The sequence below is a fragment of the Runella sp. R0.1_18 genome, assembly GCF_057652155.1.
The window spans coordinates 565,177-589,753 of the sequence record NZ_JBYFCK010000001.1 but is presented as its reverse complement, the minus strand read 5'-3'; the positions used below and the strand labels follow the sequence as shown (position 1 = coordinate 589,753).

General features: G+C 45.3%; 20 protein-coding genes. 8 read left to right on the top strand and 12 right to left on the bottom strand.

Features of this window, described 5'->3' with window-relative positions; genetic code table 11:
• Positions 1–54 precede the first annotated feature (54 nt).
• Positions 55–2,811, top strand: coding sequence for a DUF1553 domain-containing protein (locus tag AC23P2_RS02540; RefSeq protein WP_487771792.1), 2,757 nt, complete (start codon positions 55–57; stop codon positions 2,809–2,811).
• 97 nt (positions 2,812–2,908) lie between these two features.
• Positions 2,909–4,306, top strand: coding sequence for an MBL fold metallo-hydrolase RNA specificity domain-containing protein (locus tag AC23P2_RS02535; protein ID WP_487771730.1), 1,398 nt, complete (start codon positions 2,909–2,911; stop codon positions 4,304–4,306).
• 69 nt (positions 4,307–4,375) lie between these two features.
• On the opposite strand, the gene AC23P2_RS02530 is transcribed toward AC23P2_RS02535, so the two are convergent.
• The 7 genes from AC23P2_RS02530 to acpP all read right to left on the bottom strand — a co-directional run bounded on the left by AC23P2_RS02530 (position 4,376) and on the right by acpP (position 9,526).
• Positions 4,376–4,672, bottom strand: a complete 297-nt coding sequence (locus AC23P2_RS02530) for a DUF952 domain-containing protein (protein WP_028523896.1) — start codon at positions 4,670–4,672, stop codon at positions 4,376–4,378.
• On the bottom strand, positions 4,669–5,739 hold the full coding sequence (locus AC23P2_RS02525) for a TerC/Alx family metal homeostasis membrane protein (RefSeq protein ID WP_487771729.1): 1,071 nt from the start codon (positions 5,737–5,739) through the stop codon (positions 4,669–4,671). The genes AC23P2_RS02530 and AC23P2_RS02525 overlap by 4 nt, the downstream gene beginning before the upstream one ends.
• A 133-nt stretch (positions 5,740–5,872) precedes the next feature.
• Positions 5,873–6,592, bottom strand: coding sequence for an alpha/beta fold hydrolase (locus AC23P2_RS02520; RefSeq protein WP_487771728.1), 720 nt, complete (start codon positions 6,590–6,592; stop codon positions 5,873–5,875).
• Positions 6,592–7,830, bottom strand: a complete 1,239-nt coding sequence (clpX, locus tag AC23P2_RS02515) for an ATP-dependent Clp protease ATP-binding subunit ClpX (RefSeq protein WP_487771727.1) — start codon at positions 7,828–7,830, stop codon at positions 6,592–6,594. The genes AC23P2_RS02520 and clpX overlap by 1 nt, the downstream gene beginning before the upstream one ends.
• A 253-nt stretch (positions 7,831–8,083) precedes the next feature.
• On the bottom strand, positions 8,084–8,689 hold the full coding sequence (locus tag AC23P2_RS02510) for a superoxide dismutase (RefSeq protein WP_487771726.1): 606 nt from the start codon (positions 8,687–8,689) through the stop codon (positions 8,084–8,086).
• A gap of 64 nt (positions 8,690–8,753) precedes the next feature.
• Positions 8,754–9,200 (bottom strand): nucleoside deaminase, encoded by a 447-nt coding sequence (locus AC23P2_RS02505; RefSeq protein WP_028523908.1) that lies wholly within the window; start codon positions 9,198–9,200, stop codon positions 8,754–8,756.
• Between the two features lie 86 nt (positions 9,201–9,286).
• Positions 9,287–9,526 carry an acyl carrier protein gene (gene acpP / locus AC23P2_RS02500; RefSeq protein WP_028523909.1) on the bottom strand — a complete coding sequence of 80 codons (240 nt, stop codon included), beginning with the start codon at positions 9,524–9,526 and terminating at the stop codon, positions 9,287–9,289.
• 491 nt (positions 9,527–10,017) lie between these two features.
• Between acpP and AC23P2_RS02495 the strand changes: the two genes are divergently transcribed.
• Together AC23P2_RS02495 and AC23P2_RS02490 are read left to right on the top strand one after the other, a co-directional pair.
• Entirely contained in the window at positions 10,018–11,517 is a 1,500-nt protein-coding gene (locus AC23P2_RS02495; RefSeq protein ID WP_487771725.1) for a glycoside hydrolase family 32 protein, read from the top strand.
• A gap of 51 nt (positions 11,518–11,568) precedes the next feature.
• On the top strand, positions 11,569–12,498 hold the full coding sequence (locus AC23P2_RS02490) for a carbohydrate kinase family protein (protein WP_487771724.1): 930 nt from the start codon (positions 11,569–11,571) through the stop codon (positions 12,496–12,498).
• A gap of 79 nt (positions 12,499–12,577) precedes the next feature.
• On the opposite strand, the gene AC23P2_RS02485 is transcribed toward AC23P2_RS02490, so the two are convergent.
• From AC23P2_RS02485 to AC23P2_RS02465, 5 genes are all read right to left on the bottom strand, one after another.
• A complete protein-coding gene (locus AC23P2_RS02485) occupies positions 12,578–13,864 on the bottom strand; it encodes a monooxygenase (protein WP_487771723.1) in 1,287 nt (428 codons plus the stop codon).
• A 245-nt stretch (positions 13,865–14,109) separates the two neighbouring features.
• Positions 14,110–14,787, bottom strand: a complete 678-nt coding sequence (locus AC23P2_RS02480) for a hypothetical protein (RefSeq protein WP_487771722.1) — start codon at positions 14,785–14,787, stop codon at positions 14,110–14,112.
• Positions 14,788–14,867: 80 nt separating this feature from the next.
• Positions 14,868–16,592: a SusD/RagB family nutrient-binding outer membrane lipoprotein gene (locus AC23P2_RS02475; protein ID WP_487771721.1), complete on the bottom strand. Its 1,725-nt coding sequence runs from the start codon at positions 16,590–16,592 to the stop codon at positions 14,868–14,870.
• Positions 16,593–16,632: 40 nt separating this feature from the next.
• A complete protein-coding gene (locus AC23P2_RS02470) occupies positions 16,633–19,941 on the bottom strand; it encodes a SusC/RagA family TonB-linked outer membrane protein (protein WP_487771720.1) in 3,309 nt (1,102 codons plus the stop codon).
• Positions 19,942–20,592: 651 nt separating this feature from the next.
• Positions 20,593–21,357, bottom strand: coding sequence for a patatin-like phospholipase family protein (locus AC23P2_RS02465; protein ID WP_487771719.1), 765 nt, complete (start codon positions 21,355–21,357; stop codon positions 20,593–20,595).
• An 87-nt stretch (positions 21,358–21,444) separates the two neighbouring features.
• Here AC23P2_RS02465 and nspC point away from each other — a divergent pair, with 87 nt between their 5' ends.
• From nspC to AC23P2_RS02445, 4 genes are all read left to right on the top strand, one after another.
• Positions 21,445–22,602: a carboxynorspermidine decarboxylase gene (nspC, locus tag AC23P2_RS02460; RefSeq protein WP_487771718.1), complete on the top strand. Its 1,158-nt coding sequence runs from the start codon at positions 21,445–21,447 to the stop codon at positions 22,600–22,602.
• A gap of 145 nt (positions 22,603–22,747) precedes the next feature.
• Positions 22,748–23,158 (top strand): RrF2 family transcriptional regulator, encoded by a 411-nt coding sequence (locus tag AC23P2_RS02455; RefSeq protein WP_122932518.1) that lies wholly within the window; start codon positions 22,748–22,750, stop codon positions 23,156–23,158.
• 71 nt (positions 23,159–23,229) lie between these two features.
• A complete protein-coding gene (locus AC23P2_RS02450) occupies positions 23,230–23,643 on the top strand; it encodes a cytochrome B (protein WP_487771717.1) in 414 nt (137 codons plus the stop codon).
• Between the two features lie 180 nt (positions 23,644–23,823).
• The gene (locus tag AC23P2_RS02445) at positions 23,824–24,573 is read left to right on the top strand and encodes a hypothetical protein (RefSeq protein ID WP_487771716.1); all 750 of its coding nucleotides are present in this window, start codon (positions 23,824–23,826) and stop codon (positions 24,571–24,573) included.
• The last annotated feature ends 4 nt before the right edge of the window (positions 24,574–24,577 follow it).

Below are 24,577 nucleotides of genomic sequence, written 5' to 3'. Positions count from 1 at the left end.
GTGTCTTTTTATAAGTGGAAAGGCTATGATTGGACTTTTGAAGATAATATCAGAATGAAATCAAAATGGATATTGATTGGAGCAGCGGCGATTGTATTGCTAAGTTCTTTTTCATTTTTAGGAATTTTTACCCATCAACTTAATTTTAATGAGGAAGTAAAGCCTATTCTGAATAAGCACTGCATGGCGTGCCACGGTGGGGTCAAAAAAGCAGGAGGCGTGAGCTTTTTGTTTGAGAAAGATATGTACGACCCTGCCAAATCGGGAAAACCTCCTGTGGTGGCGGGAGACGCCGAGGAAAGTGAAATGATGCGGCGAATTTTACTGCCCGAAGGCCACGAAGAGAAAATGCCCAAAGATGGTCCACCGCTTTCGGAAGAAGAGGTGGAAGTACTCACCAAATGGATTGATCAAGGAGCAAAATGGGGAAATCACTGGGCGTATAACCGTGTTGAGCGGCCGAGTGTGCCTTCTATTGGTAGCTTTTGGGCGCGATTGGGCCTCGCCGATGATGATGAAACGCGTTGGGCTAAAAATGAAATTGACCATTTTGTGCTGGAAAAACTGCGCGAACAGCAGCTAAAACCTGCTGCCGAAGCCGACCGCGCCACGCTGATTCGTCGAGTGAGCTTGGACTTGACGGGATTGCCTCCGACGGATGCGCAAGTCCAGCGATTTTTGAAAGATGCTTCTCCCAAAGCGTACGAAAATCTAGTCGATTCTCTGCTAAAATCGTCTGCCTACGGCGAACGTTGGGCGGGAATGTGGCTCGATTTGGCGCGCTATGCCGATACCAAAGGGTACGAACGTGACCCTGGTCGGAATATCTGGCGCTACCGCGATTGGCTCATTAAGGCATTTAATGAGGACAAATCATACGATAAGTTTGTGGTTGAACAATTGGCGGGAGATTTGCTCCCCAACCCAACCGATGCCCAGTTGATTGCGACGGGTTTTCACCGCAATACCATGAACAACGACGAGGGGGGGACGCAAGACGAAGAGTTTCGGGTAGCGGCGGTTATTGACCGAGTAAATACCACTTGGGATGTTTTTCAGGGGACGACATTTGGGTGTGTGCAATGCCACAGCCACCCCTACGACCCGTTTACCCACGAAGAATACTACAAATATTTGGCCTTTTTCAACAATACCCGCGACGAAGACGTGACGAGCGATACGCCGACGTTGCGGTTTTATGGCAAAGAAGATTCCGTACGGGTGCTCAAAATTGAGCAATGGATAAAGGCGCATCAAGGGAAAGCTGGGATGAAATTGCCCGATTTTCAGCGTTTTGCGCGGATTATGGAGCCCAAAGTCAACTCCCACGATTTTGACCAACACGTCAATGCCTCGTTGTTGGATGCCAAATACTTTGGGATACAAGACCAAGGAACGGCGCGCTGGCCCAATGTGACGCTGACGGGTAAAAATAGGTTATTGCTGAACATCGGGACCAACGCCGAAAATGCGCTCTTGCAACTTCACCAAGACAGTATCAAAGGGAAAGTCATTCTTTCGCTCGAATTGTCAAAAGTAGGAGATACCGTGATGGTGTTGCCTGTAGCGCCTGATGCGGGAAAACGTTCGCTATTTTGGACGCTCCATAGCCCCAAAACACCCAAAGAATGGGTGAGGATTAAGTGGGCGGCGTTTCAAGAAGCACTGCCAGGGAAAGAGGAAGTGGGGTTTGCGGAGGTGGAAAAACTGTACGCTGAAATTTTGACGGGTGGGGTAGAAAGCACGCCCATTATGTACGATGGCTATGGTGATTTGGCGCGTACGACACACGTTTTTGAACGAGGTAACTGGACAGTCAAAGGCAAGAAAGTAAATCCTGATGTGCCCAACCTCTTTAAAGAATCGGGAGCAAAAACTGCTTCCATGAAAAACCGCTTGGATTTGGCCAAATGGATGACTTCGCGAGAGCATCCACTGACGGCGCGGGTAGCGGTGAATCGGATTTGGGAGCAACTGTTTGGAACAGGAATCGTCGAAACGGTCGAGGATTTTGGCTCGCAAGGAATTACTCCTACCCACCAAGAATTACTGGACTGGCTGTCGGTGGAGTTGATGGAAACAAACCAATGGAGTCTCAAAAAGCTGCTCAAACAAATTGTACTGTCAGCAACTTACCGACAAAGTGCTACCGTCACTCCCGAAAAACTAGCCCAAGACCCCTTCAATAAATGGCTCTCGCGGGGGCCACGGGTGCGCCTTTCGGCCGAGCAAATTCGCGACCAATTGCTGGCTACGAGTGGTTTGTTGTCGCGCAAAATGTACGGACGTAGCATGATGCCCTTGCAGCCCGATAATATTTGGCTGTCGCCCTACGACGGGGCAAAATGGCAACTGAGCGCGGGAGAAGACCGCTACCGTCGGGCGTTGTATATTTATTGGAAACGTACCGCTCCTTATCCGTCGATGGTAATGTTTGATGCTCCTAGTCGTGAATTTTGTCAAGTAAGGCGCATCCGAACCAACACGCCATTACAGGCATTGGTGACCCTTAACGACCCCGTCTATTTGGAGGCAGCGCATTGTTTTTCGGAGGCCATTGCGGCGAAGTATGCGAGTCCACAGGAGCAAATTCGTGAAGCCTACCGTCGCTTGACGTACCAATCCATCTCTCCCAAACGTTTACAAGTTTTACTTAATTTGTATAACAAGTCATTGGCAAACTATCGAAAAGATACTGGCGCTACCAAAAAACTTTTGGCCAACGACGGCAACGCCACGCCCGAACTGGCTGCCTTGACCGTAACGACAAATGCCATGCTTAATTTGGATGAAATTGTAACAAAACCCTAAGGGAATGTCGAATGTCGAGTGCAGAATGTCAAATGAAAAAAACTTATTCGACATTCTGCACTCGACATTCGACACTCATTATTAAACTAAAAATCAGATGAAAATACAATTCTTTGGCGCGGCGCGCCGTGTGACAGGTTCTAAGCACCTGATTACGACCAAAAAAGGAACAAGAGTGTTGCTTGATTGTGGGATGTTTCAGGGGATTAATACCCAAGACCTCAATCAAAATTTTGGCTTTAAAGCCGATGAAATAGATTTTGTGGTGTTGTCGCACGCCCACATCGACCACACGGGGTTGCTGCCAAGGTTGGTTCGTAAGGGGTTTAATGGCCCGATTTACTGTACGCCACCTACGGCCGATTTGTGCAATATTATGTTGCTCGACAGCGCTTTTATCCAACAAAAAGACTTGGAGCGAATCAACGAACGCCGCAAAAAGCGTGGCGACGATGAACTGGAGTTGTTGTACGACGAAAACGACGTGCGTAAAACCCTCGAATTGCTGGTGACAGTCGATTATCACCAAGATTTTTGGCTCAATACCGACGAGATAAAAGTACGTTTTACCGATACGGGTCATATTTTGGGAAGCGCGGCGGTGCATTTGACCATCAAAGATCAAGGAGTTGATAAACAAATTACGTTTTCGGGAGATGTTGGTCGTCCTGACGATAAAATTTTACGCAGCCCCGAGGCATTCCCGCAGGCAGAAGTGATTATTTGTGAATCGACTTACGGAAACCGTCAGCACGAACCTGAGCCTGACATGAAAGCGCACTTGCTGCGGGTGGTGCGTGATACGTGTGTGACGCGTGGAGGGAAATTGATTATCCCTGCCTTTGCCATTGACCGTACTCAAGAACTCATTTATGCCCTCGACCAATTGGCCAACGAAGGACTTTTACCCCGTCTGAAAGTATTTATTGATAGTCCGTTGGCCATCAAGGCAACCTCAATCATGCGCAAGCACGATGAATACTTTAATCCTGATATTTTAGAATATATCGAGAAAGACGGCGATGCGTTTAACTTCCCTAACTTACACTATGTGTCTGATGTACAGGAGTCGAAGGCCATCAACGACCTCAAAGAGCCTTGTGTGATTATTTCGGCATCGGGGATGGCTGAAGCGGGACGGATTAAACACCACATCAGAAACAACATTCTCAACCCTGATAACACAATCATGTTGGTAGGCTACTGTTCTCCCGATAGTCTTGGTGGAGCGCTAAAACGCGGTGATGCAGAAGTACGAATTTTCGGGGAAACGTACCAAGTGAAGGCGAGGGTAGAGGTGATGGATTCGTTTTCAGCGCACGCCGATTACAACGAATTGATTCAGTTTTTGAAATGCCAAGACCCCGCGCAAGTGAAGACGCTATTTTTGGTGCACGGGGAGTATGACAACCAAATCGCTTTTAAACATCGTCTCGAAGCGGAAGGCTTCCGCCATGTTGAGATTCCAGACCAGTTTACGGTCTTTGAGGTGTAAAGCTAAAAACTCCCCGAAAGTTCTATACCTTCCCGAAAGTTTTAAACTTTCGGGAAGGTAGTTTATTAGCTACGAAACAGGAGTTACTTCCACCACCGCTTCGCGATTGATACCACCGTAAATGTGCGGGAACAATTCTCCGTTGTGTGGGGCAGGCTCGTAAAGCAGCGTTGAGGTAAGCTTTGACTCGTCGATGTGCAGCAAAACTAAGCCCGTGGCGCCCACATAATACCGCTCCAAAACCCCCGCAATCTGCTCCTGTAAGCTACAATGGATGAATGTTTCAGCGTCGAATGTTTCACTGAAATAAGCCGCTTTATCTTCAAATTCAGCCCAATAAGCCGAGGAAACGATGTGATAAATCATGCTTTAGCGGGTGTCTTTTCTTTGGGAGGAAACAACAATGAGGCGATTACCGCTACGGCCAAAATCCCAACAATGATATACAACGAGTACACCGTTTTGAAACCCCATTTTTCTAAATAGCTGTGCGCGACCATCTTGGTTCCGATAAAAGACAACAAAACGCCCAAGCCAGGCTTGAGGTAGTGGAACTTATCCATAATGCTCGACAAGAAGAAGAACATTGAGCGGAGCCCCATGATGGCAAACACGTTTGAGAAAAAGACAATATACGGGTCTTTGGTGATGGAGAAAATCGCGGGGATAGAGTCCACCGCAAAAATCAAATCGGTGAAGGCAATCACAATCACGACCACAAAAATAGGAGTGATGTACCATTTTTTGAACCGCTTGTGATAGACAAAAAAGTGGTCGATAACGTTGCGTTTGTAAACATTGAAGTACTTCGACGCAAATTTTACCGCAATGTGGTCATTGGGGTTCATTTGTTCGTCTTCTTCTTTCTCAAACAAGATTTTGACCCCTGTATATATTAGAAATCCACCAAAAATGTAAATAATCCATTCAAACTGTTGGAGCAAGGCCGAGCCTACAAAAATGAAGATAAAACGAAGCACGACTGCGCCCGAAATTCCCCAAATCAAGACTTTTTTGTAGAACTTTTCGTGGACACCAAACGAATTGAAAATCAGGATAAAGACAAAAATATTGTCGGCTGAGAGCGAATATTCCACCAAATAACCTGTGATATACTCCAGGGCCATGTTGTTTTCAAAGATTTGGAGACTCGCTTCAAAGTTATCAGGAACAAGGACAAGGTGTTTGGCGTATTTATCTACAATTTCTTGTAAATGAGCCATGTCTGATACGTCGTGGATGAGATAGCCGTATTGTTTGATAAAGAAATAGAAGGCAACCGATAGCGCCACCCAAATGGCACTCCAGATACCTGCTTCTTTAAAACTAACAACGTGGCTTTTTTTCTTGGAAAACACACCAAGGTCGATGAGCATTACGAAAATGACAAAAATCGTAAACGCTCCAAAAAATAGAGTTTCGTTCGAGAGCATATTTGTTTAGTGGGTAAAATAGCTTGAAAACATCCGCATGGAGGCTTTCGCAGGCGCCGTTTCTAGGGGTAGAAGCGAGAACTGTTGGTCAAAGTTCCATAGTTTCTTTCAGAAAGCCAAGAATAGTAGTTTCTTATTCGATATTTTTCAGAAACTCAGCAAGGGCATCGGCACAGGCTTGGGGTGCTTCAAACATACCCATGTGGCCTACATCAGCCAAGACAAGCGTTTGCGCATTTTGGGGAAGTTCACTGAGCCCGATATTCTTTTCAAAAGGAATCAATTTATCTTCTTTCCCAAAAATGAATAAAACAGGAAGAGACGTCGTCTCCAAAACCACCGTACGGTCGGGGCGATTCATGATGGCTTTGAAGCCCGCAATCACCGCGTCGGTAGGAAGTTGTGAATACGTTTGAATATGATTTGAAAGCGCCTCTGGATTCTTTTCGAGGTAACTTTCGGCGTACATGTTGGGCGAAGCTTGTTTGATAAACGCGGCCGCGCCATGGGTTTCCATGAAGCGGAGTGTTTTGGCCCGCTGCTCGCGCTTGGCGTCGTCGTCGGCGTAAGCGGTGGAGTGAAACAACCCAAATCCAGCCAATAATTCAGGGTATTTTTCGGCAAAAGCCAACGCAATGTAGCCACCCATCGAATGCCCAACTAGCACACAGCGCTCAATGCCTTGCTCCAACAACCACTCCCGAAGCCCTGCGGCGTAGTCTTCGATGCTCACAAAGCGAGTTTCGGAGGCAAGCTCAGGGGTAAAAATAGGGTACTCAGGAAGGCATTTTTTGATGCCTTCCCAAATTGAACTATCAATACCGTGGCCGTGAAGAAGTACGAGCGGTGTCATTAGGCTACTGATTTAAGTACGTGCATAGAAGAGCGCTCAAACTTCTCGCGGGCGTAATCGAGCGTAAGGGTAAACTCAGTAACGTCTTTGTTGGATGGCAAATCGAACATCGCATCGGTCATAATGGCTTCGCAGATGGAGCGAAGACCACGGGCGCCGAGTTTGTATGCCAACGCTTGATCAACAATGTATTCGAGCACGTCGTTGTCGAAATGGAGCTTGATGCCTTCCATCGCAAACAGTTTTTTGTATTGTTTCGTCAACGCGTTTTTAGGCTCAGTCAAAATCTGACGAAGCGCATCGCGGTCGAGCGGGTTGAGGTACGTCAGCGCTGGAAGACGTCCGATAAGCTCAGGAATCAAACCAAACGACTTGAGGTCTTGGGCTGCTACGTAGCGAAGCAAGTTGCCTTTGTCGAAAATTTCTCCCAAACGGCGGTCGGTCGTAAACCCAATCGGGCGAGAGTTGATGCGCTTGGCGATATGGCGGTCGATGCCATCGAAAGCTCCTCCGCAGATAAACAAGATGTTTTCAGTATTGAGTGGAATCAGCTTTTGGTCGGGGTGCTTGCGGCCACCTTGCGGCGGAACGTTCACCACTGAGCCTTCCAACAATTTGAGAAGCGCTTGTTGAACCCCTTCGCCACTTACATCGCGGGTGATAGAAGGGTTATCGCTCTTACGCGCAATTTTGTCGATTTCATCAATAAACACGATCCCGCGTTCAGCGGCTTCGGCGTTATAATCGGCTGCTTGGAGGAGGCGTGTCAGGATGGTTTCTACGTCTTCTCCTACGTAACCAGCCTCCGTCACTACGGTCGCATCGGCAATACAGAAAGGCACTTGGAGCATTTTGGCAATGGTACGGGCCAAATATGTTTTCCCCGTCCCTGTCTCACCCACCATGATAATGTTTGATTTTTCAATCTGCACTTCATCGTTTGACTTTGGCTGCATCAACCGCTTGTAGTGGTTATAAACTGCCACCGAAAGCGTTCGTTTAGCTTCGTCTTGACCAATGATGTATTGATCGAGATAGCGTTTCATTTCCAGCGGTTTAACGAGGTTAAACTTCGGCGTAGAAGGCTTTTCTTTTTTCTTTTTTGGGTACAACTCTTCTTGCACTACCCCGTATCCTTGTTCGATACAGAAGTTACAAATATGGGCGTCGATGCCCGAAAGCAGGAGCTGAACCTCGTTCTTGCGTCTGCCGCAAAATGAGCAATTAATTGCTGCCATGGAAGGTGTCAAAATAGGCGAAGTATGATTTTATCGTGCAAATGTAGATGATAACAATCACAATCGCGAATAAGTTTATTTTGTGAAATACGCAAAAGTTGCAAACCATGTTGCTATTTTTTCAAAAACGGCGACGAAGCTACCAACTAACGAGACGTATAGGACACGTCTCAACGTTTAGTAGTTAAAAAAAAACCCCCTCGAAGGAAGTTCGAGGGGGTTTTTTAGTCTTTGAGAAGACCCAAAAACAAGCTTACGCTCCTTGGAAAGTAGCTTCGGCTTTGTTCCAATCTACCACGTTCCAGAACGCATCCACGTAGTCGGGGCGTTTGTTTTGGAACTTCAAATAATAAGCGTGTTCCCACACGTCGAGGCCGAGGATGGGTGTACCTTTTACTTCGGCAATGTCCATCAACGGGTTGTCTTGGTTAGGAGTCGAAGTGATGGCTACGCCTCCGTCTGCGGTTTTGATAAGCCACGCCCAGCCTGAACCGAAACGACCCAATGCTGCTTTTTTGAACTCATCTTTGAACGCATCAAATGAACCAAACTTAGCGTCGATAGCCGCCGCCAACTCACCTACTGGAGCGCCGCCACCGTTGGGTGAAAGGATATTCCAGAAAAACGTGTGGTTCCAGTGGCCACCGCCGTTGTTACGAACGGCTGGTGAGATAGCACCTGCGTTGGCTACCAATTCTTCGAGGCTTTTGCCTTCGTTTGGTGTACCTGCCACGGCATTGTTGAGGTTTGTAACGTAAGTATTATGGTGACGACCGTGGTGGATTTCCATTGTCGTTTGGTCGAAATGGGGTTCCAACGCGTCAGATGCGTACGGAAGCGGATCTAATGTAAAAGCCATGTGATTGGTTGTTTATTTTAAAAGTAAGATTGTATGTTCGAGAGCAAAACATCATGCCCGCGTTTTATGTTCGCAGCTTGAGGAAAAAATTCTTCAGCAATTGCGTATTTTCTTCTTCAAGCACGCCTCGACGAACCAACGTTTTGGGGTGGAGCAGGGGCTGTTTGACGAGCGAAAAACCGCGTTTTTCGTCGGAAGCACCATAGACGACTTTGCCAATCTGTGACCAGTATAGTGCGCCCGCACACATCACGCAAGGCTCAAGCGTCACATAAAGCGTACAATCGCGCAGGTATTTTCCGCCCAAATACGAAGCAGCAGCGGTAATGGCCAAAATTTCGGCATGGGCAGTGACATCGGTCAGTTGTTCGGTTTGATTGCGGGTTTTGGCAATGATTTTACGTTGGCATACGACCACCGCTCCCACGGGGATTTCGCCTGCTTCGGCGGCGGCTTCGGCTTCGTAAAGGGCCAACTGCATGTAGTATTCGTCCGAGAATAAAGGGTACATAGTCGTGTACAGTAAGTCACAAAAATAAAGAGGATATGACCATCATAGCCATATCCTCTTAAAAGTGTTTGAATGGGTTGCTTACCTTAGGCGGCCATCGCAACGCTTTGTTCTTCTTCAAGGTACTGGATAAGTTTACTCAATGTCGTGAGTTTGTGATAATCTTCGTCGGGGATGCGCAAGCCAAACTCTTGCTCAAGCTTCATCATTAAGTCAACAGTGTCGAGGCTGTCAAACCCTAAATCTTTTACAAAATGAACATTTTCTGTGACGGCGCGACGCTCAACGCCAAATTCTTCAAGGATGTTTAAAATACGATCTTTCATGGCACTGTACGTTATGGTGACTACTGGTTTCTACTATGCTTGTTTAACGTCGAGTGAGGCATAAAAATTTCACAAAATAAGATGAAACGAATGCTTGGCTGCCTGTGCTTTGCACAACCGCCTTTGAAACAGTAAGATAGGAGAACCGTTTTTTGTAAAAAAAGTAGAATTTGGCTTTTTCGCTGCCTAATTTATTCTGAGGGGCTGAGTAGTCACTTGCAAAAAAAATGACGTATAGTTTAGAAAGATTTTTGTAAATTTCGCTTTGAACGGCATAGTACCGCACAGTTATTTGAAACAAGTTTTTTAAACTTGCCCACTTTCTTCTGAAATTGATATTTATACTAAAAATACTGATAGGTTAAGGAACGAATGAAAGCAAATGGTAGTAGTTAAATCACTACTACCATTGTCCATTTGGTTATCTTTTTTTTAGTAGCTTGCTCCCTCGATTTTTCTCCCTGTCGTTTTTTTTAACTAACACAGAATTTATGAAACAGCTATTGGCTAGCGTTTGCTTTTTGGCGACTTTTTTTTCGGGATTGGCGCAAGATTTTCGACCAACGTTCCATTATACGCCTCCTAAAAATTGGGTGAACGACCCCAACGGACTGGTCTATCTTGATGGGGAATATCATTTGTTTTATCAGTATAACCCGCTTGGCAACAAATGGGGGCACATGAGCTGGGGACATGCCGTGAGCAAAGACCTCACCAAGTGGGAAACGCTACCCGTTGCGCTACCCGAATATCCCAATGCAGACGGCACAACGACCATGGTGTTTTCGGGTTGTGCGGTGGTCGATAGCCTCAATACGTCAGGCTTTTTTGAGGAAGGGTTTCATAAAGGACTGGTGGCCGTTTATACGTCGCACATTGAAGGAAAAGCACAGCACCAAAGCGTTGCGTATAGCAGCGATAAAGGGCGGACGTGGCAACTGTATGAGAAAAACCCTGTGCTAGATTTGGGAATGAAAGACTTTCGTGACCCCAACGTAATTTGGTATCCTGAACACAACGCTTGGATTATGACCGTGGTAAAACCGCTGGAATACACTGTACAGTTTTATGAGTCCAAAGACCTGAAAACGTGGGCGTTGTTGAGTGAATTTGGAAAGCAAGGCGATATGACTAAGATTTGGGAATGTCCTTCGCTGATTAAAATGCCCGTAGAAGGGAAAGGTAAAAACCAATCGAAGTGGGTATTGATGATTTCGAGTGGGCATCGGCAAAAAGGGTATTTGGCGATGCAATATTTTGTCGGAGACTTTGATGGGAAGCAATTTAAACCCCAAAAACAGGAAGAAATTCTATACGTGGACGAAGGAAAGGATTTTTACGCGGGGATTCCGTTTAGCAATTTGCCCCCAAAACATAAAAAGCCAATTATGATAGGGTGGGTAAATGATTGGGAATACGCCAATGATATTCCCACGGGCGATACTTGGCGAGGGGCGTTTTCGGTGCCACGGGAGATGTCGCTACGCATGACACCCAATGGTTATCGGCTTTATCAACGACCTATTTCTGCGTTGCAAAAAGTGATGAGTAAAAAGGCGTTAGTAGCTAAAAATACGGCCATCAGTGGTGTATGGAAAGTACCTTTTCAAGGAGATTCGTACGATTTGCAGCTGGCGATTCAACCTCAAAAATCAGAAGGATTCACACTTCGGTTGCTTCAAAACGGAGAGGAAGCGACCTTGTTGCGGTATGATGTGGCTACCCAAGAACTTTCGCTCGACCGTACAAAATCGGGCTTGACCGACTTTCACCGCCGTTTTTCGGGCATTGATCGGGTAAATGTGCCGCTCCGAAAAGGTAAGTTGTACGTGAGGGTATTGGTCGATAAGTCAATCGTGGAGGTGTTTGCCCAAGGGGGAGAAAAAGTAATGACCAATTGGGTGTTTCCCACCAAAAACGCGGGTGAAATCTCAATTGCTTCAGAAGGTAGCAGCGTTAAAGTAAATTCCTTGTCTATCAAGACCTTCTAGTTTGCAAATCACGAAAGCATTTCTAACTTGCAGACCATTACTAATATACCTATGATGAACAGAAAATACGCTTTAGTATCGGTCGGAGAACTGCTGGCCGACCTTATCGGAACGGAGTTTACCCAAAACTTAACTGACACCACTACCTTTCAACGTTTTCAGGGAGGAAGCCCCGCCAACTTAGCCGCTAACATGGCACGTTTGGGCAACCAGACCGCGCTGGTGTCGTGCGTTGGCACCGACAATGTAGGCAATTATCTCATTGAGAAAGTGGCCGAAACGGGCGTTGATACAACTTATATCGCCAAAGATGCCCTGGCTCCTACGAGTATTGTGCTGGTGTCACGTACCAAAGGAACGCCCGATTTTATTGCATACCGCACGGCCGACCGAATGATTCAACGGGAACATATTGCGGACGAATTACTCCAAAATGCGTCGTTTTTTCATACTACTTGCTTTGCCTTGAGTCAAGAGCCTGCCCAAAGCGCCATTGTAGATGCGGCAGCAAGGGCGCAAGCAGCGGGCTGTATCGTAAGCCTAGATGCCAATTATGCACCACCCATTTGGCCTGACCGTGTACAAGCCCAAAAGGTGATTGCGGATTATTGTAAAAATGGTGCTTTTGTGAAACTAAGCGAAGACGACGCCGAGCGAATTTTTGGCGAAGTTCGCCCAAATGCAGAGATTATTCAGACTTTCCACCAAATGGGAGCGCAGTTGGTTTGTCTAACGTTGGGAGGAAAAGGAAGCATTGTTTCGTCTAATTATGGCAAAGACTGTGTCGAAATAGAAGGCCGCCCGATTGAAGTAAAAGACGCCACGGGTGCAGGGGACTCGTATTGGTCGGGTTTCCTAACGGCTTGGCTAGATGGCAAAACACCTGCTGAATGTGCTCAAGCAGGTGCCAATATCGCCGCGCTGAAAATCAGTACGGTAGGCCCGCTTCCTGCCAAAGTCGATAGGGCTATTTTATATTGATTTTGTTGGATTGGATTGATTGCGTCGGGTTGTGAGCAACCCGACTCACCGTGGAGAGGGTTGCTCACAACCCGACGAGTTACTTGTTAGCAGTAACTTGCAGTCGATTTTCGTCGCCCGTTTGGTAGGGAACGTAATAAATTACCATTTCCATCATTTCGGAGGTGGTATTCCAGCCAAAACCAACATCGCGGGCGGGTTTGAATGGATTGAGGAGGTTCTCTTCCGTATTGTCGTATGCTGCTTCGGCCAAAATAACGGTGCCGCGAGGTACTTTCACGAGCTTTTCAAACTGGTAGGTCATTTGCCAATTAAAATCCCAATTGTCAATTTTAATAAACGGCGCTAAATCGCCGTCGGGCGTGATTCCAAACGACTTGAACGTTTTTCCCAAATAGTGCATGTGGGGCAAAATCGAAATCGCTGAAATGTCTTCTTTGAGCGGGCCTAAGCTCATAAAAAACGACGCTTTTTGGTTAGCGCGAATCAAAAAAGGTGGGTTGGTGATGTGCTGCTCGTGGAGAATCAATGACTGGACTTCTCGCTCGACGGGTTTACGGGTGTAGTAAAGACGGATTTCTGATTGGTCGGTTTGGAAGGTGGCCGAGGGCGAGTAGTGCATGTACAAAATCAGGTTTGAATGCGCCTTGATTTTCTTAGCAACGCCATCGGGAAACTGAATGCGGTCATTGCCAGGCACCCAGCCATACAGAAACTCATCGGCCATCGGAATTTTTTGAAATTCGGCCAACTTTGGATCAGTGCCGTTCATCCCTTCCAATCCAGCCATGCGCCCGCTGGTATCGACCATCACACGGCTGTGGTGGACTACTTTACGGTTGCCAGGCAAAAACTCGATGGCTTCCACCATCACATCTTCGGTCAGCCCAGTGGGAATGTGAAAGTACCTAAATTCCTCAACGCCTGTATTGGGAACCGTAAACGCATTTTGCATTTTTAATATCAGGTCAGGCTGTCGATGTTTTGTCATACCGACGAAGGGGGTATCTTTCTCTTTTACCCTCTGCTTCTTCCCCTCCACACTCCCTTGCGCTACCCATTGCTGAATCAACGCAATTTCTTCATCAGTAAGCCCGCGTTCGTTGGCATAATGCTGAAAAGAGCGATCGGCAGGGAAAGGAGGCATGTAACGAATTTGAGTTACTTTGGCCACAAACTCCGACCGTTTGGCTACTTCTTGGTAGGTTTGAAGACTAAATGGCCCAATGCCGCCAGGGCGGTGGCAACCCGTGCAGTTGTTGGAGATGATGGGTTGGATGTGCTCATAAAAAGTTAGCTTCGTTTGAGCGAAGACCGAACCCAACGAAGCAATAAAGCCTACCACAAGTGCAAATTGTGTTTTCATCAAGACAAAATACAACCAGAGAGCTATAAAAACAAAAAGAGGTTGTCCAAAAAGTTTGGTATCACCAAATTATCTTCGGTTTTTGTTCAACCTCACCCCCTAAATCCCCCTCTACTGAAAGGAGAGGGGGATTTTTAGAGCCCTTCTCCAGAAAGGAGAAGGGTTGGGATGAGGTTGAATCCAAAGAATATTTTGTGACCTGTTACTTTTTGGACAGCCTCTTAATACAAGTTATTTACAAGTGCTTATCTTACAATAAAGTTCAAGCGGCAGTTTGCGTTAGCTTGTGATACTGGAGTAGGGTCAAGGCAGATACTGTCTTCGTTCCATACTTTGAACACCAAACCAGTAGAAGTTGTCAATTCCCAAGTGACTACAAAAGCATCGGCAGCAGCACCAGTTTTAGCACCTTGCAAACGAGCACCTGCAGGGCGAGGACGAGCAGGGTTATCAAATACTTTTACCGCATTTACTTTATCATACTTCACAGTAGCATCTTTGTAGAGGTTGTAAATCTCAGCAGGGGTAATGCTAAATGTATTCCACTGACGATTTCCAGCAGGAGCATCAATGGTTTTTACCACCTTTCCGCCGCTACCCAAAGAGACTGTTTTAGGGTTGCCATCAGGATCTGTATATGATTCAATCATGTCAACCTTGATAGCTATCTTGTTGACAGTTAGTTGATTGTCGAGGGATACCCAACGAATTTTAAAGTCAATTTTAGCACCGTCTTGGCCTGTAAGAGGGAAAGTTTTTGCATTGGCTGCAATATTAGCTTTTCCAGCTTCAGCTACCCCATCAAAAACGCCCCAGCCATGCACACCTGGCTCCCAAGGTTTGTTTGGGTTCAACGATTCATCACGGCATCCTACCAAAAGAAAAATTGCCAGAGATAGTGAATATATAAGTGTTTTTTTCATTTTTATCTTTCTTTATGTTTAGAGAGTGCAGAATATCAAGAGAAAAATTCGACATTCTGCATTCTAAATTCGACATTTTCTTAGAATTCCCACTTCACTTTAACTTTGTCCCAGAAGATTGGGTCGCGGTCAAATACCACATCTGTGATGTACTTAGAGGCGTTAGGGTTCAATGCACCTTCCGACTGAGGGTAAGGCAAACGCAATGCGTACTGACGTGGTGGTTTTGAGATTGGCGTCATGATACCTACCGAAAACTGCTTGAATTGGCCTTGAATAGGATAACCCGTGCGGCGTTGGAAGTTCCACAAATCCATCCCTTGGCCCCATGAGCAGAACCAAAGTTGTTTGGCCACTACGTTTAATTTAGCTGAATTACTTCCAGCGGCATCATAAAGACCTAACCAAGCTTTTACGTAAGCGTCCACATCAGCGGTAGCTGGTGCTTTGGCACGGGTTGGGTCCGACTTTAGCCCTTGTGCTACTACTACGGCCATTTGCTCGCGCATGGCTGCTTCAAACAACGCTTTTGCGTCGCCTGTTACACCTGTGTTATCCAAAATCGCCTCGATTTGGTAGTATTTTGTGTTCCAGCTGTGGATGATAGGCCATTGACCATCACCACCCGTGTTAAGGGAAGCCTGACCTGTAAGTCCAACGGCAGCTACGCTACGGTCAGAATAAACCCCACCTGCAGGATAACAACCTGGCGTAGCGCGAAGCGTTCCGTCAGCAGCAGCTCCTGATACGTCTCCACGGTCACGGCCAAAGAAACCAGCGATGTAAGCCAAGTCGGCCGCAGGAATATCACCTGTGATGTTAAAGGCTTTTTTATACTCATCTAAGAATGTAGCGCGCAATGGCAAGTAAGAACCACCAAAAGGCGTAGTACCACGGTCAGTTGGGTTATTTTGATCCAAGATACGGCTTGTCTGACGATAGAAATAGAACGGCAAGCGTGGGTCTTTGTTTAGAAGCATTTCCCCCATCAACTGGTGGTTGATGTAACTTGGGTCTCCAAGACCTGCGTATGTTGCATACCAAGGGTGCGTGTTTCTTTCAGGAGCTACTTGCTTAGAATACAAATATGACCAGTTTTGAGCGGCAGTAGTAATGTAACCACCTGCTTCAAAAGCAGCTTTCAATTCTGCATTTCCGTTGGCGCGGCCTTTGCGAGACGTAAGCAACAAGCGGAGTTTAACAGATTTTGCGATACGTGTCCAAGTAGCAGCGCTACCACCACCAAAGTAGTCGTTTTGTACGGCTACGGCTTGTGGCTTTGCCAATTCTACAACTGCTTGGTCACACAATTTGAGCAAGTCTTCATAAATCTCTGAGTCTTTGTCAAATTTAGGTGTTTTATTAGGTTCAGTAGCATTTCCTTTCCACGCTTCAGTGTAAGGAATATCACCAAACATATCTACCATGTGACCTACCGAAAATGCCTTCAAGGTCAAGGCAATGCCGCGATATACAGGGTTTTTACCATCGGCTGATGCTTTCAACATTTCTTCAATGGTCTGAAGCTCACGGAAACGTGCATTCCAAGTCCCTTGGTAAGAGGTATTGCTGAGGTTATAAGAGTCACTAACCGTGCTTAGACCCGCAAAGCCCATGGCGTCATTGTTGACTGCTACGTGTGCATTGAGAGCTGCGTTTTCTGCCACTGGCAACAAAAGAGCCAGTGAACCCGTTGCTGGTCGGTTGGGGTCGGTGTTAATATCCAATTCTGTCAGTTGGCAAGAACTTGCAATGGCAATAAGTCCTCCTAGCGACAGGGTTTTAACTATGTTTTTGTAATTCATTGTATGTCTCTTTTGAATGATGAATGAATTGGGCTACTGATTAGAACGTTGCCGTTATGTTCAGACCAAAACGACGAGTCGATGGTGAAGCCCCTAAATCAAATCCTTGGATGTTTGAATCCGAGAAGTTTGATAAAATCTCTGGGTCAAAGTTCAAGCCAGGCAACATGTTTGGAGCGTAGAACCACAAGTTACGACCCGAAGCAGAGAGGCGAAGCCCACCAAATACTTTCGCGTATTTTTTTAGGAATGTTTTTGGAACTTCATAACCCAAAGCAATTTCACGCAAGCGGATAACAGTAGCATCGTAGATGTTTACTTCATCAGCACCGTATGCCCCATAACCATCAGTGAAGTGGTACTGGAAGGCAGACATGGCGATTGTGTTTTTGATAGGCTTACCGTCGTCACCTAACAATGGCTTGTACGTAGCTGGATCACCCAATACACCTGGGATTACGCGCATTCCTTCACGATCTTCGGAAGTTTTCAACTGACCACGCAACAACAACGACGCCGCCGTAGATGAGAATAAACTTCCACCCGCTTTGTAATCAAGCAAGATATTCAAGTTAAATCCTTTGAAAGAGATGGTGTTTGTCCAACCTACAGTATATTTCGTGTTAGGGTCGCCGATGATGGATGCACTCGCCGCACGGATTGGCAAACCAGTGTTAGGGTTAATCAACAAGTTGCCGTTTTCGTCGCGGGCATTTACTGAACCGTAAATTTGTCCATAAGGCAATCCGTTACGGAAGATAGTTCCCAATGACGAAAGACCCGTACCACCAATGAAAATCTCGCCTCCAGGGCCTGCATCTTCCACTTTAGAGCGAATACGTGTGTAAGCCACAAATGAAGTCCAAGTAAAGCCATTACGCAATTTTACTGGTACAAGCGTTAAACCCAATTCCCATCCTTTGTTTGAGATTTTACCTGCGTTGGTAATTTCCGTGTTAAAACCAGTGGTATTTGGCAACTGGCGTGTTACGATCAAATCGGTAGAAACACGGCTAAAATGAGCTACGTCAACACCGATACGGTTGTTTAGGAATTGAAGCTCAGCTCCTAATTCAACTTCAGACGTAAATTCTGGTCTTAATGAAGCGTTGTTCAACTGGCTTGGTAAAGACGCGGTTGAAATGGCCGTTGCATTGTAGAAAGTACGACTCAAGTTGTAAGCCGTATTTACCTGATATGGATCAGCATCTTTACCTACTTTAGCGTAGTTGGCCCTGATTTTACCAAAATTGATAATATTCTTAGGAAGCGCTAAGATGTCTGTAACGATAAGTGATCCCGAAATAGCAGGGTACAAATAGCTATTGTTAGCCGCAGGTAGTGTAGAAGAATGGTCTTGACGAACCGATGCTGTAATAAACGCATAGTTGCCATAACCCAAAGTCAATTCAGAGAAAACACCATACAGACGACGTTTACGAGAATATTCGTAGGCAGTTTGGGTCAAAGTCGCTGCCGTTGTCATTACGTTTGGATCAATTACTGGAGAACCAGCTACGCCTGACTCACTATAGCTACGTTCGTTGGGGTTAAAACCAACCAACAGCTTGGCATTGAATTTTTCCGTAAAGTCATGTTGGGCAGTTGCTAAGAATGTAAAATCAACCTCGGTATTGGTCAAGTCTTGGCGTAAAACTGAACCCAATGGCTGGAAAGTACCACCTGGACGAATTTGGTTGCGGCGAATTTCTGAATAAGTGTTCAAACCACCGCGAGCCGTCAAATTCAACCAAGGCGTTACGTCGTAGCTCAATGCCATGTTTCCGTAAACACGGTTTACACTTGAGGTATAGAGATTGTATTTAGCCGTCCAAAGTGGATTGTCAAGTGCACGGTAGAATACGTTTGAACCATCCACTGGGTTTTCAAAAGGATAGCCGTTCAAATCATAGTTGCGTGGCAAATAAAATAACCGACTATAGATAGATCCAGCTGAAGCCAAACCACCGTAATCAGCATAATAACCAGCACCTGATTGTGGACTTGTTTGATTGGTACGTGTGTAAGCAACACTACCACTTACGTTTAGGCCATTGACCAAGGTAGCATTTCCACCAAAACTCAATGTAGTACGCTCTGTCGATGAATTAGGAACAATCCCATCATTTTTTGTGCGTGACATTGACGCATTGATAGATGTTTTGTCGCCTGTAGAGTTAATTTGGATACCGTTTTCCAATACTTTCCCTGTACGGAAGAATCCACCTACAATATCGTATGCTTTCAAAGGTACTGCAATACCACGGCCATTCGCTTGCAATAACTCAGGGAAAGCTGTTTTGAAACGCGCTGCACCGTATGGAACAGTTTGGTCCACCAATGGGTGAGGAATGGTACCTGCAGGATAATCAGGATCAATGATTTTAGAATAGCGTTCAAAACCTAACGCCGCATTGATTCGGTCAACGGCATCGGGCATGGCAGTACCCCAGTTTCCGATAAACCCACCATTATACGTTTGGTTTGAACCCTGAGAATAGCTATCTTGGTATTCAGGGAGTGAAGATATTTTTTCAACTGAATAGGAAGAATTATAGGTTACTTCCAATCCTTTACGGGCCGATTTGCTACCTGCTTTTGTGGTGATAACGATTACCCCGTTGGCAGCACGTGAACCGTAAAGTGCCGAAGCCGCCGCACCTTTCAATACCGTCATTGACTCAATATTATTAGGGTCAATGTCATACGCACGGTTTGATGCAACTGTGTTTTGGTTGTAACCTTGTTGCCCCGCATTAGTACCTCCAGCATTTACTGAGTTATCAAAAGGAATACCGTCCACAACGAAAAGAGGCTGGTTATTACCTGTGAATGAGTTGTTACCACGGATGGTGATACGAGTACCCGCACCTGGGGCACCGTTACCTGCTGTGATGTTTACCCCTGGCACTTTACCACTCAACGCACGAAGTGGGTCAGGCTCAGAACGTTGCTGTAAATCAGAACCTTTGACGTTAGAAACGGCAAAAGCCAACGCCTTCTTATCACGTTGGATACCAACCGCCGTTACTACCACTTCCGACAATTGCTTGGTGTCAGCTGACAAGGTAACGTTGATTTGGGTACGGTTGCCAACCGAAATTTCTTGAGAAACTGTACCAACAAAGCTAAACACTAGTGTAGAGCTGTTAGAAGCATCTATCGAATAGCTTCCATTCCCGTCGGTATTCACACCTTTCGACGTACCCTTTACTACTACCGACACACCTGGCAGGGCACTCCCGTCCTCTGCCGAGGTCACTTTTCCTGTAATCTTGCGATCTTGAGCCACTACTGTGACACAACCTGCGCATATCAACAGGAAGCTCAGAAATAGAATTTTCCTCATAGGGATGTTTGATTTGATTTAGTTTGGTTAGATAAGTGAAACATTAGTTATGGTTAAGAAAAACGCGTGAGCGCAAAAGCAAAAACGGCCATCTATTCATTGACAGAAACACCCACAGAATCCAGACCATAGAATAACTATATAAGACTACTATGGTAAGAATGTAGCTTGCGTTATTCGATGTTTTGAATCTGTCTGTCTGGAATGAAAAATAGCAGCGCTATTAGAAATACGAAGAAAAGGGTAAAGTAGAGTTTTTTGTCATATCAAGATTTAGTTAGGTTAAGAAAATTCCGTTCGTAAAGTAAATCAAATAATCCAAGAAATCAAACAGGAAGTAAATTCTGCAAAAGTGCCAATTTGCCAAAAATCATCTATGGAAATATGGGTACTTTGGAAAGAAAAATTTGCTATTATAAGCGTTTTTAAGCGAATATTCTAGGTATTTTAGGCGAATGATATGCTATAGTAAGGCCAGCGCAACGTTTTTTTTACGATGCAAATTTTAAATAAAATTCTTTAAAAAATACAATAAAAAAGCAAAAAAAGAATGTTAAATTTTGCAGACACTAATGTGTATCATTGAGGTTTTGGTCTTCAAAAAAAGGTAGTTCGTCTATTTAATGTAACTATTTCGGTGAGATGGAAGCCCTACTTTTTAACAAGGGAAGAAAGGAATATTGGTTGCTTGAGCGCACAACGATAACCTATCTGAAAAATCTCACGTGCTTTGCGCACGTCGAAAATATCATAACGGCCTACTTCTTTGGGTTCGAGCACAATGTCACAGCGTTGGAGTCTTTCTTGGGTTTTGTTGCGAACCGCCAAAAGCAAACTCCGTTCAATGATGGTGCGCGTAGAGTTGAGGGGTTTGTCCAAGGAATGTGGGTTGCAATTGGAAGCGATGAGAAAATCGGCTTGACGGTCGAGCAGGGGTTCAATGGGAAGGTTGTTAAGAACTGCCCCATCGACTAACATCCTTTTTTGAAAATTAACGGGGGCAAAAATACCCGGCAGGCAGCTTGAAGCCATAAGTGGACGAATGAGCTCGCCCTGGTCAAAATAAACAATCTCGCCTTGCTCGATGTCAGTAGCTGCCACAATGAGCGGGGTTTTGAGCTGGGCAAACGAATTATGGGGGATGAGCTGGAGGTATAAATCTTCTACTTTGTCCATTTTCAGTAACCCTGGGGCTGAAAATGAGGGACGTAAGTATTTGAGAAAATTGGTCTTTAGCAGGATTTGCAATACTTCGTCGGGGCTGTATCCATGAGCTACCAAAGCACCTGCAATGGCTCCTGCGCTTGTGCCAGCAATAAAATCGGGGACGATTCCTTGTTCGTACAATGCTTTAATAACGCCTAAGTGCATGATGCCACGGGCGCCTCCTCCCGATAGTACAAGTCCGATTTTCATATTATAGTTTTATATTTGTCGTCTGTATCGCAACAAATTTGTGTAAAATAAAGATTCAATCATTCGTCACTCGACAATATAAATAACATGTCTATTGATTTTACAACCCTTCCGTCGCCTTGTTTTGTATTGGAAGAGCGCTTATTGCGTCAAAATCTACAACTTATCAAAGGGGTGATGGACGAGGCTGGGTGCCAAATTATTTTGGCCCTGAAAGGTTTTTCGATGTTTAGTGCTTTCCCGATTGTAAGGGAATATTTGCCTGGCGCAACGGCTAGTTCGCTAAACGAAATTAAACTGATTAATGAGTATTTAGGATACCCATCGCATACGTACATTCCTGCCTACAAAGACAATGAGTTTGATGAAGTATTGGAGCGCAGTAGCCACATTACCTTCAATTCGCTTTCTCAATGGAACCGTTTTAAAGACAAAGTAAGTGCTTACAATGCTGCTCACCCAGAGGCAAATGTTTCGTGTGGGATTCGGGTCAACCCGCAGTATTCGGAAGTAGATACTGACATGTACAATCCATGCGTGCCTGGCTCACGCTTGGGCGTGACTCGTGACCACTTTGGAGAAACGCTTCCTGAGGGCGTTGAAGGTATTCATTTTCATACACTTTGTGAAAACGGTTCGGATGTGCTTGAGAGAACATTGGAAGCCTTGGAAGCGCGGTTTGGAGATTTGTTGCACCAAGCCAAATGGCTAAACATGGGCGGAGGCCATTTAATGACGCGCGAGGGATACGATATTCCAAAACTCATTCAATTGGTAAAAAGGTTAAAAGAAAAATACCAATTAGATGTTATTTTAGAGCCAGGTTCGGCGATTGCTTGGAGAACAGGGTATTTGACTTCTACGGTTTTGGATATTGTCAATAGCCAAGGAATTGAGGTGGCGATTTTGGATACATCATTTGCGGCGCACATGCCTGATACCCTTGAAATGCCGTACAAACCGCGTATTTTGGGGGCTTATAATGAGCCACAGGTAGGAAAACCAACCTATCGCCTTGGCGGAATGACTTGCTTGGCGGGTGATTTTATGGGAGATTATTCCTTTGACCAGCCGTTGGAAATCGGGCAAACGCTGGTCTTTGATGACATGATTCACTACACAATGGTCAAAACGACCACCTTTAATGGGGTAAATTTGCCCTCGATTGGTATATTTCAGCAAAATGGTACTTTTAAACTTGTGAAAGAATATGGCTACGATAGTTTCAAAGACCGCTTGAGTTAGGCCAAGTGTAATGTACTCAAATTTAATAGACTATAGAAAAAAGTCGTAAAAAATATGTGTTGAACATGATAATCTATTGTTCAAATCGACTAAATTTGCAAAAAAGTCTTTTTCGTTTATAACCCTCAACCATAATGATTAACTCATGATTTCTAAAAAAGCCAAATACGCCCTCAAAGCTTTGAAAGTTTTGACCGAAGAGCATGGTAAAGGCCCCGTGCTTATTTCTCATATTGCAGAGCGTGAAAATATACCTAAGAAGTTTTTAGAGGCTATTCTGTTGGAATTGCGTAATCACGGTATTTTGTCAAGCCAAAAAGGCAAAGGTGGAGGGTATATGCTGAGAGTTGATCCAGAACGTGTCAATTTTGCGCAAGTGATTCGGGTTATTGATGGTCCCATTGCCCCAACGCCGTGTGTGTCTTTGCATTTTTATGTAAAATGCGACGACTGCATTGACGAAGCTACGTGTGCATTGCGCCCCATCATGGAAAATGTTCGGGATGCAAACTTGGGCGTCTATGAGTCAACAACACTTTCGATTTTTGTGAAATAGTTGAAAGCCTGGCATTTAGTCAACAATTAACAAATAACAGTGGCTCGCCACTTTAAACACCCCAATCCCAAATGGAAATTCTCGTTCGTGCCCACTCTGGCCTACGTTATGTCGTTTTAGGGCTTCTCTTAGCCGCGATTTTTACGGCATTTAGTAAAAAAAGTGAAAGCAATGCCCCGTATTCTAAAGTGTATTTGTTTGCGATGATTGCCACGCATACGCAGCTTCTTATTGGATTGATTTTGTATTTCATGAACATAGGTGTAAAAGTACGGTTTGACATGATGAGCGATAAGTTTTATCGTTTTTATGCCGTTGAGCACCTTGTCGGGATGCTGATTGCTGTAGCCCTTATTACGGTCGGAAACGCCCAAGGCAAAAAAGGAAACCACGCCAAAGTGTTTACATTTTACACAATTGCGTTGGTGGTTATTTTCCTCTCGATTCCTTGGCCATTCCGTAATTTAGGCGCAGGTTGGTTTTAGTAATCGGTCAGACGATAGTCAGACCGAACCTACGACTTTAACATTCAGTCTGACTTAGACACTACAAACAAAATCGGTCAAATAAAGGTAGGCAAACCTTTGTTTGACCGATTTTGCTTGTAGCGCATCTGGCATTTTCGTATATTAGCCACATATTCAGAATTTTAACCCTCCCTGCCCATGAAACACGGTTACGCGCTTGCTGGATTGTTGTGGTGGTTTTCGTTGTTGTCAGGATTTTGCCAAAACCGCCTTTTTAGAGGACACTGGTACGTAGGTACCGACGTCGGTATTTTTAGCAGCCAAACCCGCATGGTGGCGGGAGAACTCCAGAAATATAGCTCAGGAGGCTCGGGGATTATGCCCATCTACGGCCTCAAAGTAGGAAGAATTTTGAACCCTTATTTTTCGGTAGAAACGGGGGCGTATGCTTTACCGCTCAACCTTGTCTATTTGTACCAAACCGACCGGGTCATTGGAACTAACTCTTTTCGTTTCTTGAGTATCCCTATTCGTGCTAACTGGCGAGTACGGGTTTTTCATGATAAACTGGAAGCACACCTCGGTGCAGGGTTACAATACGTTCGTTCTAATACACCCTATAATTTTACTAAGTTTAGTGGCCTAATCACATCGCGTGGGCATACATGGACTGATTCGTTGACGTATTCAGGTTCGGTTGGGGTAGTTCGCCAACATTCGATAAATGCCGAACTCAATGCAGGTATTCATTGGGCATTGTCACGCCGTTGGACATTGAGCATGTATGCTCGCCAAATGGTTGGTATGATGAACATTGCGCAGATGGAAGTGGCGATTAAAAATAACCAAGAACCCACCGATAAAGCAAGGTTTGTCTCCAAAGGCGCGGGCTTTACCACTGGTATAGGTATCCGATATAATCTTGCTCCTAAACGACGTTTCAACTAGCCCC

Excerpts from the sequence above, each read along its gene's own strand:
- AC23P2_RS02540 (WP_487771792.1), top strand. The coding sequence starts at position 55 with ATGAAATCAAAATGGATATTGATTGGAGCAGCGGCGATTGTATTGCTA.
- AC23P2_RS02535 (WP_487771730.1), top strand. The coding sequence starts at position 2,909 with ATGAAAATACAATTCTTTGGCGCGGCGCGCCGTGTGACAGGTTCTAAG.
- AC23P2_RS02530 (WP_028523896.1), bottom strand. The coding sequence starts at position 4,672 with ATGATTTATCACATCGTTTCCTCGGCTTATTGGGCTGAATTTGAAGAT.
- AC23P2_RS02525 (WP_487771729.1), bottom strand. The coding sequence starts at position 5,739 with ATGCTCTCGAACGAAACTCTATTTTTTGGAGCGTTTACGATTTTTGTC.
- AC23P2_RS02520 (WP_487771728.1), bottom strand. The coding sequence starts at position 6,592 with ATGACACCGCTCGTACTTCTTCACGGCCACGGTATTGATAGTTCAATT.
- clpX (WP_487771727.1), bottom strand. The coding sequence starts at position 7,830 with ATGGCAGCAATTAATTGCTCATTTTGCGGCAGACGCAAGAACGAGGTT.
- AC23P2_RS02510 (WP_487771726.1), bottom strand. The coding sequence starts at position 8,689 with ATGGCTTTTACATTAGATCCGCTTCCGTACGCATCTGACGCGTTGGAA.
- AC23P2_RS02505 (WP_028523908.1), bottom strand. The coding sequence starts at position 9,200 with ATGTACCCTTTATTCTCGGACGAATACTACATGCAGTTGGCCCTTTAC.
- acpP (WP_028523909.1), bottom strand. The coding sequence starts at position 9,526 with ATGAAAGATCGTATTTTAAACATCCTTGAAGAATTTGGCGTTGAGCGT.
- AC23P2_RS02495 (WP_487771725.1), top strand. The coding sequence starts at position 10,018 with ATGAAACAGCTATTGGCTAGCGTTTGCTTTTTGGCGACTTTTTTTTCG.
- AC23P2_RS02490 (WP_487771724.1), top strand. The coding sequence starts at position 11,569 with ATGATGAACAGAAAATACGCTTTAGTATCGGTCGGAGAACTGCTGGCC.
- AC23P2_RS02485 (WP_487771723.1), bottom strand. The coding sequence starts at position 13,864 with ATGAAAACACAATTTGCACTTGTGGTAGGCTTTATTGCTTCGTTGGGT.
- AC23P2_RS02480 (WP_487771722.1), bottom strand. The coding sequence starts at position 14,787 with ATGAAAAAAACACTTATATATTCACTATCTCTGGCAATTTTTCTTTTG.
- AC23P2_RS02475 (WP_487771721.1), bottom strand. The coding sequence starts at position 16,592 with ATGAATTACAAAAACATAGTTAAAACCCTGTCGCTAGGAGGACTTATT.
- AC23P2_RS02470 (WP_487771720.1), bottom strand. The coding sequence starts at position 19,941 with ATGAGGAAAATTCTATTTCTGAGCTTCCTGTTGATATGCGCAGGTTGT.
- AC23P2_RS02465 (WP_487771719.1), bottom strand. The coding sequence starts at position 21,357 with ATGAAAATCGGACTTGTACTATCGGGAGGAGGCGCCCGTGGCATCATG.
- nspC (WP_487771718.1), top strand. The coding sequence starts at position 21,445 with ATGTCTATTGATTTTACAACCCTTCCGTCGCCTTGTTTTGTATTGGAA.
- AC23P2_RS02455 (WP_122932518.1), top strand. The coding sequence starts at position 22,748 with ATGATTTCTAAAAAAGCCAAATACGCCCTCAAAGCTTTGAAAGTTTTG.
- AC23P2_RS02450 (WP_487771717.1), top strand. The coding sequence starts at position 23,230 with ATGGAAATTCTCGTTCGTGCCCACTCTGGCCTACGTTATGTCGTTTTA.
- AC23P2_RS02445 (WP_487771716.1), top strand. The coding sequence starts at position 23,824 with ATGAAACACGGTTACGCGCTTGCTGGATTGTTGTGGTGGTTTTCGTTG.